Origin of the sequence: Methanospirillum hungatei (assembly GCF_019263745.1) — an archaeon.
GTDB lineage: Archaea > Halobacteriota > Methanomicrobia > Methanomicrobiales > Methanospirillaceae > Methanospirillum > Methanospirillum purgamenti.
The window spans coordinates 3,233,036-3,250,670 of record NZ_CP077107.1 but is presented as its reverse complement, the minus strand read 5'-3'; the positions used below and the strand labels follow the sequence as shown (position 1 = coordinate 3,250,670).

Sequence of the window (17,635 nt, the reverse complement as noted above, 5' to 3'; positions counted from 1 at the left end):
TGAGATGACTTTGTGCCCCATACCGAATAACTATTTCGAAATATCTCAGTTTTCGGATTTTACAAAAAATATCCGATTTTTAGTTTCAAATATTATTTTTACGAAATATTTAGTTTTATTTATTTTTATATGGGTATAGATAATTAATCTGTGCATAAACTCTTCATACTTTAATCGTTCATAGAAGGTGTTTGAAATAAATGAATAGTTTAGAGGATCTTAAAAAACCATCTCTCTATTCTGCAGCATTGTGATTTCTCCAGAGTCCTTTCGGGATATGAATTTCAAATTTAACTCCCTTCCCAGGAGTTCCTGTTTCCTCTATCGAAATCCCGGTAGCAGACATTATTTCACGAATGAAAAAAAGACCGAATCCTGTATTGTTGCCATACCCTCGTTCAAATATCAGATTTTTTTCATGGGCAGGAATACCGACCCCATTATCCTCAAAAAATAATATATATGTCTCTCCATTCATCAAATTTGATAATGATATCCGGGTTACTTTCTGACCGTGTCGTATTGAATTATCTATAAGATTATCAAAGACTTTTGCCATAAGTGGATCCGCATATATATCGATATCCATAGTAGAATTGATGATATCAAGGTAATATTTATCTGAAAAATTTTGAATCGATCCGGAAAGATGATGCCATACCGGAGCATGGGTTCCAAGATCCTTGTATATTCTCGTGAACTCTATATGTGATTGAATAAGAGAGATTGCATGTTCAATATTTTCAAATTCACATAAAGCAGGAGTAACGTCTATTTTCCCTTTCATCAGATCTAATAGGAGTTGAATAGCGTTGATACTGTTTAAAATATCATGCCGAGTGATATCTGTTAACATGTTGAGCTGGCGGTTTGCCTGCCGGAGAGCATGTTCTATTAATTTCTGGTCAGAAATATCCGTTGCAATCTCAAGTCGAACGATTCGGCCATCAATCCACCTGATGGCACTATCATGACACTGGTACCACCGCTTTGTTATGGAATTCTCGTATTCCCAGGTAATAGTCTTGGATGGATTACCATCACCATCTAAAAGCAAATGATTTGTACAGAAACTGCACGGGACATCCTGATCACATTGGAGTGCTAAATAACAGATTTTTCCAACTGCATCTCCCCAGATTTGTTTTCCATACTCATTAAGAAACAGGATCTCATGTGTCTGCATGTCTGATACATACACAAGAGCATCAATACTATCCATAACCGTATTTAATGTATCCCGAGCTTCCCGTAATGCATCCTCAATTCTTTTTCGTTCGGAGATATCACGTATTGATTCAATAGCACCAACAAACCAACCGGATTTGTCAAAAAGAGGAGATGCAATACTCCAGAGAGTAACATCTTGACCCCTGAAGTTGGCAATGATGGATTCAGATATGAATTTTTGTCCTTCTTTCTGAAAATCTTCGTAGTTTTGACTGATACTGGAATCAAACTGCATTGCAAGATCAATAAGGATCGGCCTTCGTTCTCCATAAAAAGGGATGGAATATTCATAATTTGTTTTCCCGATTATGTCCGACGCACGGATACCTGTCATCTCCTCAATTGCTCTGTTCCAGGCTATTACAATCCCGTTTTTATCAACGACAAAGGTTGCATCAGGGAGAAAATCGATAATATCGTGTAGTCGTTGTTCAGAACGGCCTAAAGCCTCTTCAGCAGACTTTCGTTGAGTAATATCTATAGCAAGATGTACAACACTTGTCACATATCCATTTTCAATAACCGGATTACTCCTGATCATCCAGTGTCTCCCGTCTGGAGTGGTGATTTCCCCTTCTTGAAACACCCCGGTCTCTATTGCTTTTATTGCAGTACACCCTGGACAAGGACTATCTCTTCCATGAATGATCTGATAACAAAATTTACCTATAAAAGAGTCACCCAAATGAAAAGCATCCTGTGTTGCCTTATTTCCCCAGATGATCTTCATATCGCAGTCAATATACTCAACAACAATATCTTTAAGGCCAGATAGAATGGCTTCTTTCTCTTTTTCAGAGTGTTTTCGTTCTGTAATATCCCGACATATGGCAAGAATTACTTCCTGATCATGGAGATGAAAGAGATGGGTTGCAATTTCAACCGGAACGATAGAACCATTTTTTCGTTGATGAGTACATTCAAAAGTGAGATGATGATTTTTTAATAGTGATGGTGCTATCGTTGGAATAAGTGCATTACTTTCCGGAGTATTTAGGTTTGATACTTCTAACGAAACAAACTCTTCTCGGGTATGCCCAAGCATCTCGCAAGCTGAATCATTGACTTCAAGAATTCTGCCAGGTCTCCCCTCTGCTTTTATCTCATGGAGGATGATTGCATCTGAAGCATTATTGAAGAGTTGACGAAACCTTTCCTCACTTTCCCGAAGAGCTTCTTCTGCCCTTTTCCGTTCTGTGATATCCTGTAATATTGAATTGCTCTTAAGAATTTTTCCCTGTTCATCTCGTATGGCCTGAACAGAAACATTTACCCATCGACTGGTTCCATCTTCCCTTCTTATTACAAGTTCTTTGTCTGTGACTACCCCATTATTAAGAAATTCCTCAATAATCTCACGAATTCGGTCTTTCCCTTCCGGCTGTTCAGCATAGATATCCAGAACGGGCATTCCAATAAGAGAATCCGCAACTTTTCCAAGAATTTCTCCTCCCTTTTTATTGCATCGAACTATTTTTCCGGAATTATCAACAGTGATATACGCCAGAGGTGATTCTTCATATAATTGTCGATATTGAGCTTCGCTTTGAACAAGACATTTTTCTGCTCTTTTTTTCCAGATAATTGATCTGATCCGATGACTGAGTTCTGCAAATTGCGAACAAATTTCTCCGCCTTTCTGCACATATCCATCAGCACCATTGTCATATGATGCAATCACCACTTCCTCCCTTCCTTTACCGGTAAACATTATAAAAGGAGTCTCATCTCCTGATGATCTCAACTTTTTTAACAGGTCCAATCCACTCATACCTTCCATTTCATAATCAGCAATAATGGCATCATAATGAGAAGTGGCAATCATTACCATCGCCTCAGCTCCTGAACGAGCAGTATCAATGTCAAATGAATAAACAGTTGACATATACTGTTTGGAGGCTTCCAGAACAATTTCGTCATCATCCACTGCTAATATTCTTAGAGGATCTGAAAAAGGGGACGAATTTTTATACATACGAATCACGTCTTAATATTTCAGCACAATGTGATATGGGAAATGCAAATTTGAGATGGCATATTTTATTGTCATTCCAACCAGTGGTGTAAAGATTTCCTGAATAGAAATTTTTTGAGAGAGAAGAAAAATGCAGACAATTGGATTACTCATGCTCCAGGATCCTCGTATCGAGTGATAAAGATAAAACAGCATCCACACTATGTTCTCCAAATCGAATAGGCACTGCACGATTTAAAAAACAGATATTTTGTTCTCTTATAGTCAGGCAAATAATTTTTGAATCAGGTATTTGTGAATCGATAATTTTCTGATAATAGGAACGCAATGAATTTAGTTCATTTTTAGGAATATATTCTGATAATTGATGTTTTTCTCCATTAAGGACATCAGATCCTGACAAGTATCGACTTGCACATGCATTTGCATATAAGATATTCCCATGCCGGTCAATTACACATACTGCATCAACAAGTCCATCCAGAATGGTTTTTAGTCGTTGTTCCTGGATAAGTGCCTCATTTTTCACACGAATGCTTTCAGTTACATCCCGGAATAAAATAATAATTCCAGTAATAGTACCATTGTTTTTCATTTCACTTATCGAAACCTCAACAATCCGGTTTTTACCATCACCTCTTACAATATTAACTTCCCCTCGATAATGGCCGGTTTGTGATAATTCCAGGTAAATCTCCTTTCCATTATTTTTAAATTCGTCATCTGATTCATACAATTTCCGGATACTCTGACCAAGTAAATCGCTTCGTTCATATCCCAGTATTTTGCATCCTGCAGCATTGCAACTTGTAAATTTACGTTCAATATCAAGAGTTGCAACACCATCGTTCGCATTTTCTAGAACAGTAGTCAGATACTCATTCAAATTCTGAATAATCTGTTCAGCAGCAACTCGTTCCGTAATATCTACAATAGTCCCAAGATAACCAGTAACTTCCCCATTATCAGTTCTTAGGGGAACAGCCATTCCAAGGGTATGCACTTCTTCCCCATTTTTTTTCTGGTATCGGATTGGATGGTTCCATGGAATCTGTTCTGAAACGTGCTCATACCAGAGTTTTTTGATCCACTCCCGGTCATCACGGTGGATGGATTTCATCCATTTTGATCCCGTAACTTCATCGGAGTCAGTTCCCGTGATTTCACACCATTTTTTATTCACATAAATTACTTTTCCTTGTACGTCAGTCTCAAATATACCAACCGGGGCTACTTCGGCAAGAACCTCATACCTACGGATACTAGATGATAATTCACTGGTTCGTGCATTGAGTTGTCTTTCTAGTTCTTCCTCATATTTTTTATGAAGTGTCAGATCGTGTAAAACAAGGGCCACTTTTGTGGAGAAATCACTCTCCTGAATCGGAATACAGGAAATCCTGAAAAAAAATTGACTGCCTTCAAATCCTACATAATCTTCAAATATTCGTTTTGTTCCAGATGATGCATCCTGTAAAGCCTGAATAATATCATGTGAAAAAAAATGAGGTATCGGTGAATATATGACATTTGTTCCTTTTATAACATCACTATTCATTTTGAAAAAAGAAGCAAATGCATCATTTAAATCCTCTATGAAGAGTTCCTCATCTACAACAAGAAAAAGATCAGAGGAAAGACTCAAAAGTCGCGCAATGGGAATTTTAGATGATAGTGTGTACACTTTTGCTCTTCCAAATGATCTCATGGAAATTTCTCCCTGTCCTACCATGAGATTCAGAACATTCAGGATTAAAGTACGGTTAATGCCTAGATTCCTGGAGATTTCTGAGATTGTCATCCCATGACGATTTTTTGTAAGAAGTTGCTGAATATCACGTATGATTTTCTCTTCATCTGAACTGTACTTATCATCACGTATTTTCATCAGTGCTGGATTCATTGTTTTTAGAGTATACAAAATTAATGCTAAGGTTTATTTTAAACATAATTATAGCAATACTACAATCATATATATACAAATAGATAGACGATTACTTATCGCGGGAGTCCAAGGGGTGAACTCCTCCGAACAATCGGTGATACAAACCAGTTGTGTGTGATTAGAGAGGGCGTAATATGGAGTTTCTTGATAATTTAAAAATCAGTCGAAAATTGGCGGGAAGTTTTTTTATTTTGATATTGATGCTTGTTATCATTGCTTTGGTTGGACTATTGAATATGATGGAAATCAACGATGGAGTGACAGCCATATATGATGACCGTTTAATCCCTCTTTCACAAATTGCATCAGTATCTGATGAACTCTTATATGTCCGGGGAGATACGCTCAAATTTGCTCTCCTTCCAAATGAAAGAGCGCAATTAAAGGAAACAATTGCACAAAACAGAGAAGAACTTGAATCTCTGATTGAAGAATATAAAAAAAACAAACTACTACCTGAAGAAGAAGCTGAGTTAAAAAAATTTGAAGCAGCCTGGAAGGATTATTATAGTAGAATACAAGGAACCATTGCATTATTTGATTCTGGAAAAGAGACTGAAGCTATAGCCTCAATATCCACCGGGGGTAGTGTTGCAGATGCAAGAAAACCCGTAGATGATGCTATTGCGAACCTGTATCAAATCAACCAAAAGGATGCTGAACGCATTAAATCCAATGCCGTTGGAAGATTTACTAATTCTGTCTTAATAATTGCAATTGTAACTATTATTGGCATAATAATTTCGCTTGTCCTAGCAATTACGATTACCCGAAGCATTACAATTCCCTGTGTACAAGTCAAAGAGTTATTATCTGAAATGAGTATGGGCCATCTTTCAGGTCGGCTTCATTTTACAAGAAAAGATGAACTCGGAGACATGGCACGGACGATGGACAGTTTTTCTGATGATCTGCAACATAAAGCGGTTGGTGTAATTCGCCGAATCGCCCAGGGTGAGCGGATTGATATCGCATTAATGAAAGATGAGACTGATGAGATCGGATCAGCGATTAACACACTCGCCACGGCACTACGTGGTCTTACCGAGGAAACAACAAACCTCATCAATGCTGCAAAAAATGGAGATCTATCCGTCCGTGGGGATGATACGAAATTCCAAGGCCGGTTTAGAAATATTGTAGCAGGTATTAATGAAACACTTGAATCTGTGATTATTCCTGTTCAGGAAGCGATGCGTCTTTCAAAAAGTTACGCAAATGGAAATTTTGTTGACCGGGTAAATCCCTCACTTGCAGTTGCTGGCGATTTCATTGACTTTAAAAACGCCTTAAATCATCTGGGCAAAGAAACAAGCCTCGCTGTTGGAAATGTAAAAAATGAGGTTGAAGGTATTACTGCCGGAATGGAAGAAACCGCATCAAGTGTTGAAGAGGTAGCAAACAGTGTTGAGCTTCTCACTGAAAATTCATCACATGTCAGTTCCCTGGCTGAAAAAAGCGGTGAAGGAATTCAGCAGACCCTGACTGCAATGGAAGACCTCTCACGAACTGTTGGTTCTGTTGCAAATAAAGCAGAAAATGCATCCGCTCTTGCACAAAAGACAGTGGATCTTTCAAATGATGGAATGGAACTAGCCGGAAATGCAGAAAAGGGAATGGAAAATATTATAGAGTCCTTTGCAGGAACAGAAACAATCGTAAACGACATTACAAACCAGATGGATGAAATTGGTCGGATAGTGGATGTTATTACAGGAATCGCAGAACAGACCGGGCTATTGGCACTAAACGCAGCAATTGAAGCAGCACGGGCAGGAGATGCAGGAATGGGATTTGCAGTCGTTGCTGATGAAGTAAAATCCCTGGCCCTTGAGTCACAGAAATCTGCAGAAAATATTGCTACTATCATCGGAAACCTGCAGAAAAAATCCCAGATGGTATCAGATTCGATGAAATCCTCGTCCAATGAAGTGAAAACAGGAAATGAGGCGGTTGGAAAAACACTCCAGTTATTTGACCAGATAGTCCAGGCGATCAATGAAGTTCATCAGAATATGACCGAAGTAGCAGGTGCTGCAGAAGAACAGGCTGCAGCAGTTCAGGAAATTACCGCAAGTATTACTGAAGTGGATGACATGGTCAGGCAGACCGCAAAAGAAGCAGTTCACTCTGCTGCAGCGACAGAGGAGGTATCAGCATCAGTAGAGCAGATAAACAGGGTAATCACCGATGCATCGATTGCATTACAACGAATTTCGTCGGATATGGGAAGATTCAATGTTGGATAAACAATTATCACAATTGTAAATTGGGGCCCAATCTGAGCGACATATACATGATTATTTATTCATATTCATATATAATATCAAAAACAATACGGTGTAAAAAATGAAAATAGATCAAAACGAATTATCGTTCTGTCAAAATATTCTAAATGGTGTAGCAACTCCGGTTATTCAGATAACGCCTGATAGAAATATTGAGATAATAAATGATGCAGCTCTTAATATTTTAGGACTCTCACGCGAACAAGCAATAGAGAAAAAATGTCATGAACTATTCAAAACCGATGATTGTGAAGGTGGAGAATGTGCAACACTCCGGGCAATGAGAGAGAAGAGAAAGATAGAAAGTGAAACGATAGCACACATCAATGGAAAAAAAATTCCTATTCACTATTATGCATCTCCACTTTTTGATTCATCTGGGACTGTAATTGGAGCGGTCGAGTACTTTGAAGACCTCACCGAAATAAAAAATAAAGAAAAAGAATTAAAAAACGCAAGTCGGGATATTCAAGGGGTATTAAATGGGATTGCTACCCCGGTTATTGCCATTGATACAGAACAAAGAATTACTCATATTAATAAAACAGGTGCAGATCTGTTTCTGAAAAAACCTGATGATCTCATAGGGACTATTTGCCATACATTATTTAATACCGACGTGTGTCAGGAAGGTAATTGTGCAACAATGCGCAGCATTAAAGAAAAAAGAGTAATTACTGAAGAAACAGTTGCGCATATCGGATTTAAAAATATTCCAATTCTCATAACCTCAACACCCCTTGTAACAGAAGAAGGAATCTGCACTGGTGCAGTAGAATATATCACCGATCTCACTGAACAAAAAGAAGCAATTCAAGAGATTCTTTTATTGACACAGGCAGCAGTAGAAGGAAAATTAGACACAAGAGCTGATTCATCCAGACATCGGGGGGATTTCAAAAAAATAATTGACGGGGTAAACGGGACACTGGATGCGGTAATAGAACCTCTGAATCTTGCTGCAGAGTATGTAGACCGGATTTCAAAAGGAGATATTCCGGAAAAGATAACTGGTGAATATAAAGGTGATTTTAATGAAATCAAAAATAATCTGAATACCTGTATCGAAGCATTCAACTATCTTGTTACAGATGCACAAACTCTGATAGATGCTATTGTTGAAGGCCGACTTGATTACAGATCAGATACTGTAAGACACCAGGGTGATTTTCGAAAAATCATTGACGGCATCAATACAATATTAAACGTTCTGGTTGGATATATTGACAGACTACCCCTCCCCACTTTGGCACTTGACAAATCCTTCAATATTCTTTATATGAATGAAAACGGGGTAAAACTCTTAGAATCTGGCAAGTCTGACATTATCGGTAAAAGATGCTATTCACAATTTAAAACAGGAGATTGTCAGACACAAAACTGTGCATGTGCTCAGGCAATGGACCAAAATAAGGAGATAAACCGTCAAACCCGTGCAAATCCTGTTGGAAAAGAACTTGAAATCTCGTACACCGGTATTCCAATAAAAAACTTAAAAGGAGAGATAACTGGGGCATTTGAATTTATCCAGGACCAGACTGCATCGGTTAGATTATCTAATTATCTGAATAATGAGGTGAATAAATTAGGTGAAAACCTTGAAAAACTCAGTAAAGGAGATACAAATCTCAATATTGCAGTAACCGATGCAGATCAATATACCAAAGAGGCTCATGAGAATTTTGTGAAGATTAATGCAAGACTTACTCAGGTTAATGAAGCGATTCAACTCCTCGTTCAAGATGCCCTTATGCTTTCAGATGCAGGGATTTCTGGAAAATTACAAACCAGAGCCGATGCATCCAAACATCTGGGTGATTACCAAAAAATTGTTCAGGGAGTGAATGAAACACTTGACAGCGTAACCATTCCGGTAAATGAAGCACTCCGGGTGTCAAAAGAGTATGCAAATTCAAATTTTGCTGCTCGGGTCGATACTTCTCTTAAGGTTTCCGGAGACTGGGTTGCCTTTAAAGATGCACTTAACAACATTGGTATCCAGATATCAAATGCAGTCGGTCTGATCAATAAACAACTCATGGATCTGGCATCAAACGCAGAAGAAGCAACAGCTAGCATCGAAGAGGTAACAGCAGGAGCACAGCAAATTGCCAGAAATGCGGGTGAAGTCAGTAGCAATTCCTTGAAAGGAGAAGATGGTATTATCCAGGTTTTAAAAGCCATGGAAGATCTCAATATTACCGTTGCAGAGGTTTCAAGACGTGCTGAACAGGTTTCTGCCACAGCAACCAAGGCAAATGAATATGCAAAGAATGGGGTTGATCTTGCTCATAAATCTGAAACGGCAATGACTGAAATCAAACGTTCGTCTGCTGAAGTAGACCAGATAGTAAAAGAAATTAATCAGCAGATGGATGAAATCGGAAAAATTGTCCGCCTCATCTCCGACATAGCAAATCAGACAAACCTTCTGGCACTCAATGCTGCCATTGAAGCTGCACGAGCTGGAGAAGCGGGAAGAGGATTTGCAGTTGTTGCAGCAGAAGTAAAATCTCTTGCCCAGGATTCAAGGCAATCTGCCGAGAATATTGCGGATATGATTGCATCTCTTCAAAACAAAGCGAAGAAAGCGAATGAAGCGATGGGGTATGCAGGAGAAACTGTAGAATTGGGAAGTGAATCTCTATCTCATACCCTGGGATCATTTGAACAGATTGCAACATCAATAGATGATATAACACGAAATGCAACCGATGTAGCATCATCTTCTGAAGAGCAGGCCGCGTCAGTTGAAGAAGTGACGGCGAGTATCAATGAAGTAAGCGGGCTTGTGCAAAACACAGCAAAGGAAGCAGGAGATGCAGCTACCGCAACCGAAGAAGCATCAGCTTCCATTGAACAGATCAGCAAAATTGTTGCAAATGTCAATGAAATCGTAGAAATTGTCTCCAGAGAAATGTCCAAGTTTAAAATTCAGGAAGAATCATGAGTATTGTAGATAATTTAAAACAAACAAAACGTTCTGACCAGGAAGACGAAATCCAGGTCGTTGAATTTATTATTGGTGATGATAAGTTCGCCATCAACCTTTTTGATGTTCGGGAGATTGTAGAAGCCTCCAAAATCACTCCTCTTCCCCATGCATCATCATATATCAGAGGAATTATTGATCTGCGAGGAGAAATTACTACAATAATTGATCTACGCCAGTTATTGCAAATCCAGGCTGCACAAGACTTAACCACTGCAGACCTCCGGTTTATCGTCCTTGATGATACTGTATCAGCACAAAAAACAGGAATAGTGGTCGATGAAGTAACATCAGTTCTGACAGTTCCAGTAACAGATATCGATCAAGCTTCAAGAGGAAGCGTAGAAGAAGGAGGATATATCCTTGGTATTATTAAGAAAGAGATTGGTGAGAAAGGGGAAAGTAAGAAAGAACTTGTAATTTGGATAGATATTCGGGAGTTAATATCTCAAATGGATTAGTGTTGTTCTTCATATCCAGTCATATCAGATAAACAAGAACACATTTTGATCAAAGTAAGGTTATTCATATCACAACACACAATATCAGAGAGGTCAGAATGGTTAAACCTCCCAAAAAAATACTTATCATCGATGACGAAGCGGTATTTCTTGAAGCATCAAAAAAAGCCCTCATCCCTTGTGGATATTTTTGCATCACAAAGCAGGATCCATCTGAGGGTATTATGCAGCTCAAAAAAGATTCAATTGACCTTGTTCTTTTAGATATCATGATGGATCCGGTCGATGGATGGGATATTCTCAACCATATCCGGTCCCATACAAATGGGAATATGGTGCCGGTTATGATGTCATCAGCAAAAAAATTGCACCCGGATGAACTCATCAGATACGGAGATTCAATGGATGGATTTATTATAAAACCATTTTTAGATAGTGAATTATGTGAAACCGTGAATGAGTTCTTTTCTTTTTATGAAACACTTTTAAAAATATCTCATGCAGCACTCATACAAGGTGTTCCAGAGTCTGTACGGAAAAAATGGGTTCAGCTGAATAGACAGATTCGGGCCATGAACCAGATAAAAGAGATTCTTACACCCCCTCTCATTATTCAGGAGCCAATTTCTCCTGAAGAATTTTTACAACAACGACTCTTCCAGATAAATCAGATAATTACTCAGAAACAATCCGAACGCGATTTGATTCAGTTTCAGTATCCGGTATTCAGGAATTGATGCATCATACCAAATCCTAAAAAAGATTTTTATAAAAATCCCCATGAAAAATGGGCATTAATAACCATAGTAGAATACTAGAATAGTTGATATTTGCCTGTCGGAACTAAAATTATAAATTTTGCTCCTGTTACTGAGGTGCTAGTTTCCTTTATTTAACACTTGGCAGGAACGAATATGAGTTACGTCCATTATCTAACTATTTTTTAATTTTCGTTTCAATATTCCTCATTAATACCTTTTTTTAAAAAAATATCGGAAATTATGAAAATTTCCTGGCACTTAAATTTTAAACTTAGTCATCTCCCTCGAAATACTATCAGCTATCCCACTCACATTAGCAACAACCCGGCCAATCTGTTCAATAGAAGCTGATGCCTCTTCGGTTGCTGCAGCTGCATCTCCAGCTTCCCGGGATGTTCCCTGAATGAGAATTGAAACCTCATTCACACTAGCCGTAATTTCTTCGACTGAAGCAGCTTGTTCTTCAGAAGCTGATGCAACATCCATAGCATTCTTAGTGATGTCTTCAACCGAATCTGCAATTTTACTAAATGCTCCAACAGTAGCTTCAAGTGCCCGGTTTCCATCTTCTACAGCAGTTCCTGCAGTAATCATCGCATCATTTGCTTTTCGTGCTTTATCCTGCAGACCTGAGATCATATCAGCAATATTTTCAGCAGATTGTCTTGAATCCTGGGCAAGAGATTTAACTTCTGCTGCAACAACTGCAAACCCTCTTCCTGCCTCTCCAGCCCGTGCTGCTTCAATGGCAGCATTGAGTGCCAGAAGGTTAGTTTGATTGGAAATATCTGTGATAAGACGGACAATTTTTCCGATTTCATCCATCTGTTTATTGATCTCTTTTACGACCTGATCAACCTCATTCGTGGAATTCATGATTCCTTCCATGGCTGATTCAGACTTTCTCGCAAGATCAATACCCTCTTTTGAGAACTGGTTTGCCTGTGTGGCAAATGCTGAAACCTTTTCAGCCCGCTGGGACACTTCTCCAACCGTTATGGTAAGATCCTCCATCGCCTTGAGAACCTGGACAATACCTTCATCCCCTTGTTCAGCATTTGCACTGACACTCCCTGCATTCTTTGCTATCTGTTGGGCACCAGCAGAAATCTCTTCAACACTTGCCGTCGCTTCTTCAGCATTCGAAGCCAGATCAAGTACTTGTTTGTTAATCTTTGAGATAGCATCGCAGATCTGAATTCCGATATTATCCAATGCTGATTTGAATCCTACCCAGTCTCCTGCAACAGTAATTGAGGGATTAAACCTTTCTGTGAAATTTGCATGTGCATATTCATCTGCTACCCGGATAGCTTCCTGTACCGGTGTGACAACCGAATCGAGGGTTGCGTTAACCCCATTCACCACTTCAGCAAAATCTCCGGAGATTTTTAGAGCATCAGCACGGTGTTTCAGATCTCCAAGTATTGCTGCCTGGGCCAGAGCGTTTGCTTCAAGAACAAGGTTTTTCACAGCATCGCGGGCCAGGTACAGATTATTGGTAAGAGTGTCTATTTTCGTTTTTACTTCTTCCGTGTATTGATCTGAGTTAGGAATGGAGACAACAAAATCAGTTTTCCCCTTGGAAAATTCTTCAAGACATGCAGAAATGTTACGTACTGATTCATCCAGGAAATTGCCGACCTTTGTGATTGCAGTAACGTCACCAACAACTTCAACCTGACCGACCGTTTCACCCTGGGCATCAAATACATAGGCACAGTCAACATTGTAAAAGCCTCCATCCTGCTCAAATTTCGTTTTTGTAATACCTTTTTTCAACCGGTTAATACCACAATTATCCGTATTACAAATGGCAGCACCCCACTCGCTACAGGGGCGTCCTATCAGTTCTTTCCTGGATTTCTTGAGCATGTTTTCGACGGCTTTATTGACAAAGGTCCATCGTGAGTTCAAATCAGTAACCGTGATACCCATCGGTACTGCATCCAGAATAGATTCATAATATGCAATCTGATTCAATTGATCAGTTAAGTCCTGAACCGTCTCGACATATCCGATCTGTTCTCCCTTGGCATTCATTACCGGTTTTGTCACCTGTTTTCCATTCATTCCCTGCCATTCAAAATAGGATTCAGTAGCTCCGGTTTTTCTTAGTTGTTCAATACCACATTTTTCAGTCCGGCAGATAGTTGCATCAGCTGTATAACAAGGGAGACCATATGCAGATTTTCGGTCATTTATAACTTTATTTTTCAACAAAACCGCTTCAAAGGCCTTATTCATGTAAGTCCATTTCATATTCATATCAGTGACATGAATCGGGAACTGCACAGCATCAAGAATGGATTCATACCAGGCTACTTTATCCGCAATTGTTTCAACTGTGGCATTAATACCCTCAATAATTCTTCGGTATTCTCCTTGATGTTGGTCAGCATCTGCCCGGACATTAAAGGTACCATGTGATGCAGCCTCAACCAGCATTTTTGTATCAGTCGTTAGTGCCTGAAGGTTTTCAAATGCTTTGATAAGATTTGGAACAATCCGATCTTGATCAGATCGTCTCCCTATGCTTTTGTACGTGTCAAGCTCAGAGAGATCACCGATACTAATTTCGATTATTGAATCTGCAATATGATTTACCCTTTCACGAACGGCGTTTATGTTTGAAGCCAGGGTTACAAATTCACCCAAGTATTTCGATTCATCCATTCCTACCGTATGATCATTGACCGCCATTCGCTCAAGGACTGATCCAGCATCATGAAGTGGAGTTACAACAGCATCCATGATCCCGTTCATGCCTTCAATTATCTTTCGATAATCACCCTGATGGTTCGCCTCATCAGCCCTTACCTGAAGTTCTCCATGAGTTGCTGCATGAATAAGGGTATCACAATCACGTATGAGAGACTGAATGTTCCCTTGAAGAAGATCCATCTTTTCATTTGCAAGAACCTGCTTTCCAGGTAATTTTTCAAGAGTTGGGGAGAAATTGCCTTCCGCATATGAACTTAGGATGGTAAGTATCTTCAGAATACTAGAAATGTGAAGGTTTACAACATCATTGTATCCGGTTATAATATCTAAATATACACCCTGATATCGGTTAGTATCTATTTTTGCCTCGATATCTCCTTCTTTTTGAGCCCGGTACATCGTATTGGTATCGGAAATAAGTTGTTGCAGGCTGTCAATACAGGTGTTCAGGTTATTTTTAATCTCATTAAAATCGCCGTTATACTGGTCAGTAATTTTTGGAGGAATATCACCCTTGGCAATTCTATCCATATATTCTGCCGCCACGTTTAAGGGACCGATAACACTATCTAATGTTCCATTTATTCCTTTTGTGAGATCAAATAATTCTCCTGAATACTGACTGACGTCTAACCTGGCATCAAGATTTCCAGCCTGGCATTTTTCTGTCAGTGCGATAATATCCCGAACAGCTCTTCGTTCTGCTGTTTTATCAATATAATATGCAATTATCGAAGATAATGTTCCATTATGATCAAATATCGGGTAATAAAGATATTGCAGGTGTTTTGTTCCGGATGGAACAACAGCATCCAAATCACCAGAAACCGGGCTTTTTGTTTCTATTCCCTCAGTAAGTGATCTCCCAACTCTGTTTTGGACATTAAAATCTGAAAGTTTCATCACGGATAATTCTTCTGCAGACATGTCTGTTAAATTCCCAAATGCCAAATTTCCGGCTAAAATAGAGAGATCCGGACGGACATCAATAATTGGGATTGGTGATTTTTCTATTATAAGTTCTGATTTTCGCCGAATTGCTACCAAATCAGTAATATCAATCATCGTTGCCATCAGACAGGTCTGCCCTTCATACGTGATCAGTTGTAAGGTCACCTGACAAGGGATTATTGTTCCATCAAGGCGTTTATGCTCCCACTCAAAAGTGACCGATTCTCCGGAAAATGCCTTATCAATATATTTTTTCGCTCCTACATCAGAGTAGGTTCCATCGCTCTGTTTTTCAGGGGAGAGTATTGATGGGGGTTTCCCAATGATATCTTCATAATTTTGTGCACGAAACAGTGCATAAGTTGCTGCATTACAATCAATAAATACCCCATCCGGACCTACAATTTGAATAGATGCCGAGGTACCATCAAGAATTGTTTTCAGAGACGCAATGTCCTGTGTTCGAATATTTCCAGTCATACGTAAACCACATCCAGCTAAACGAGAACAATAATGATTCAACTCTTTTCTTTTTCAATTATTAAAACCAATTGTATACATGACTAATCAGAAAATTTACAAAAAAATTGAGAATCTAACACAAAAATTTCTGATAAAAAAGCGACACTGGAAGTAACCAATAATTTTACCAAAAATAAAGAAATATTCAATTATAGTTACAATCCATTAAAGAAAATTATCCTGCCACAAAAATCTTCAAAACCTGATTGTAAAACTGAACTGATGACCAGGCTCCATTACGAACTAAACCCTCATTCCACACATCGTAAATAGTTCTTCCTGACCAAGCATACAGAACTAACTCTTTCACCTCACGAAACGTGGGAAATTCTGTTAATACATCATCCGGAGGAATGGAGTTCAGTTCATCATAATCTGAGCACCAGAGCACAGTTCCATCCTTATCAATAACAACTGAGAATAACTCTGGAGATAATCCAACATCTTTTGCTGCCTGAAGACAGAGATTGTCTGTATCCAGAAACAAAACCATATACTCAATGCCACGGGTGGTTCGAACAGGATAAATGAAAATTTTCCCATAAAAAGGAATTGAATCCCCTGGTAACAACTCAAAAGAAGTATTTCCAACGATCTGCGGTGTCCTTATATCGTTATTGATTAGATCTTCATAAAAAGAATTATTGTTCATAATAACTGATTCAGGATAAGCAGCCATAATTTCTCCATTTTGTGAAATATACAGTGCCGAGCGAATGAGGGACTCGGAATCGACAAGAGATTTGATATCCGATTGAATAGTTAGATTCGTGATATCTGAATCTGTCAGGTTTAATGATGTCATTGAGATGTGCTCATCTATATCACAGAGTCTGTCAACCACAGCTTGCCTGAACCTGATATCATCAGAGATAAGAGAATTTGTATCATATCGGGTTTCTGCGCTCACACTCACCATGAGGAGGAAAAAAACACAAATAAATGCCAGAATATTCATAGGTATTATTCCAGGTAATTATGATCTCTATGTTTGACTCATGATGAATGTGCACTCTGCTTCTGGCTTTGCACAATTTTCTTTTTTACTTTTTCCCATGCAGGAGTAATAAGAAAACTTTCATCCATATACGTAACCATTCGGACAAATTTTTTCATCGGAACTGCAAAGGTCATAACATCAAGAGGAACACAGGGTCGTGCCGATGGATCCATCATTCCTAGAATTGCCTTTGGATCGTCAGACTGTTCTTCATGCCAGGGATAATGGACTATAGAAGAGCATCCCGCTCCCATTGGCATAACAACACCATACAAATCTGCACGATCATAATTTGCCAGGGTGAAAAGGCCGGATAATACTTCAGGTCGTGCAAAAAATATCACTACTGATGGATTATCATCATTATCAAGCAGATCCCATCTTTTAAAGATCAAATACTTCCCCGAAGCGGGAATAATATGGATATTCTTCTGCCATTCATCAACTAAAGCAGGATCTTTTTTATATCGTTCTCCTTCAAGTTTTCCTTCTATGCCATATGAAAGAAAATATGGAAAATCACTAAATGGAACTGACTGATATCCGCAATATCTTTTACCTCCACTACAGGATATGGAATCCTCATGAAATGCAAGAGATGTACCATTCCTGACTTTTGTCAGATCACACACAAAACATCTCCATGTATCGGCGGTCCTAGCTTTTTGGATACCACGAAGATCTGAAGAGAGTTCAAACGTAATGGGGAGAGGCTCTCCAGGAAAATAAGTCTCCCATCGGCTGATAAAATCACTTTTAAAAGGAAGGTCCATACCATCAATACTA

9 protein-coding genes are annotated in these 17,635 nt (G+C 38.9%); 4 read left to right on the top strand and 5 right to left on the bottom strand.

From position 1 onward, the window contains the following. Positions 1 to 235: 235 nt before the first annotated feature. Together KSK55_RS15720 and KSK55_RS15715 are read right to left on the bottom strand one after the other, a co-directional pair. On the bottom strand, positions 236 to 3,157 hold the full coding sequence (locus KSK55_RS15720) for a PAS domain S-box protein (protein WP_218607620.1): 2,922 nt from the start codon (positions 3,155 to 3,157) through the stop codon (positions 236 to 238). A 193-nt stretch (positions 3,158 to 3,350) separates the two neighbouring features. Further along, positions 3,351 to 5,093, bottom strand: a complete 1,743-nt coding sequence (locus KSK55_RS15715) for a PAS domain S-box protein (RefSeq protein WP_218607618.1) — start codon at positions 5,091 to 5,093, stop codon at positions 3,351 to 3,353. Between the two features lie 257 nt (positions 5,094 to 5,350). On the opposite strand from KSK55_RS15715, the gene KSK55_RS15710 reads away from it, so the two are divergent. The 4 genes from KSK55_RS15710 to KSK55_RS15695 all read left to right on the top strand — a co-directional run bounded on the left by KSK55_RS15710 (position 5,351) and on the right by KSK55_RS15695 (position 11,628). Then, a complete protein-coding gene (locus KSK55_RS15710; protein WP_256664058.1) occupies positions 5,351 to 7,399 on the top strand; it encodes a HAMP domain-containing methyl-accepting chemotaxis protein in 2,049 nt (682 codons plus the stop codon). A 100-nt stretch (positions 7,400 to 7,499) separates the two neighbouring features. Next, entirely contained in the window at positions 7,500 to 10,388 is a 2,889-nt protein-coding gene (locus KSK55_RS15705; protein ID WP_218607614.1) for a methyl-accepting chemotaxis protein, read from the top strand. Next, positions 10,385 to 10,891, top strand: coding sequence for a chemotaxis protein CheW (locus tag KSK55_RS15700; protein WP_214421113.1), 507 nt, complete (start codon positions 10,385 to 10,387; stop codon positions 10,889 to 10,891). Before KSK55_RS15705 ends, KSK55_RS15700 begins: the two co-directional genes overlap by 4 nt. A gap of 98 nt (positions 10,892 to 10,989) precedes the next feature. Continuing rightward, positions 10,990 to 11,628, top strand: coding sequence for a response regulator (locus KSK55_RS15695; RefSeq protein WP_218607612.1), 639 nt, complete (start codon positions 10,990 to 10,992; stop codon positions 11,626 to 11,628). 282 nt (positions 11,629 to 11,910) lie between these two features. Here KSK55_RS15695 and KSK55_RS15690 read toward each other — a convergent pair whose 3' ends face one another. The 3 genes from KSK55_RS15690 to KSK55_RS15680 all read right to left on the bottom strand — a co-directional run bounded on the left by KSK55_RS15690 (position 11,911) and on the right by KSK55_RS15680 (position 17,622). Beyond that, a complete protein-coding gene (locus KSK55_RS15690; RefSeq protein ID WP_218607610.1) occupies positions 11,911 to 15,807 on the bottom strand; it encodes a methyl-accepting chemotaxis protein in 3,897 nt (1,298 codons plus the stop codon). Positions 15,808 to 16,024: 217 nt separating this feature from the next. Continuing rightward, complete coding sequence (locus KSK55_RS15685; RefSeq protein ID WP_218607609.1) at positions 16,025 to 16,759, bottom strand: hypothetical protein; 735 nt, start codon at positions 16,757 to 16,759, stop codon at positions 16,025 to 16,027. An 86-nt stretch (positions 16,760 to 16,845) separates the two neighbouring features. Beyond that, positions 16,846 to 17,622, bottom strand: a complete 777-nt coding sequence (locus KSK55_RS15680) for a DUF169 domain-containing protein (RefSeq protein ID WP_214421108.1) — start codon at positions 17,620 to 17,622, stop codon at positions 16,846 to 16,848. Between the last annotated feature and the right edge of the window lie 13 nt (positions 17,623 to 17,635).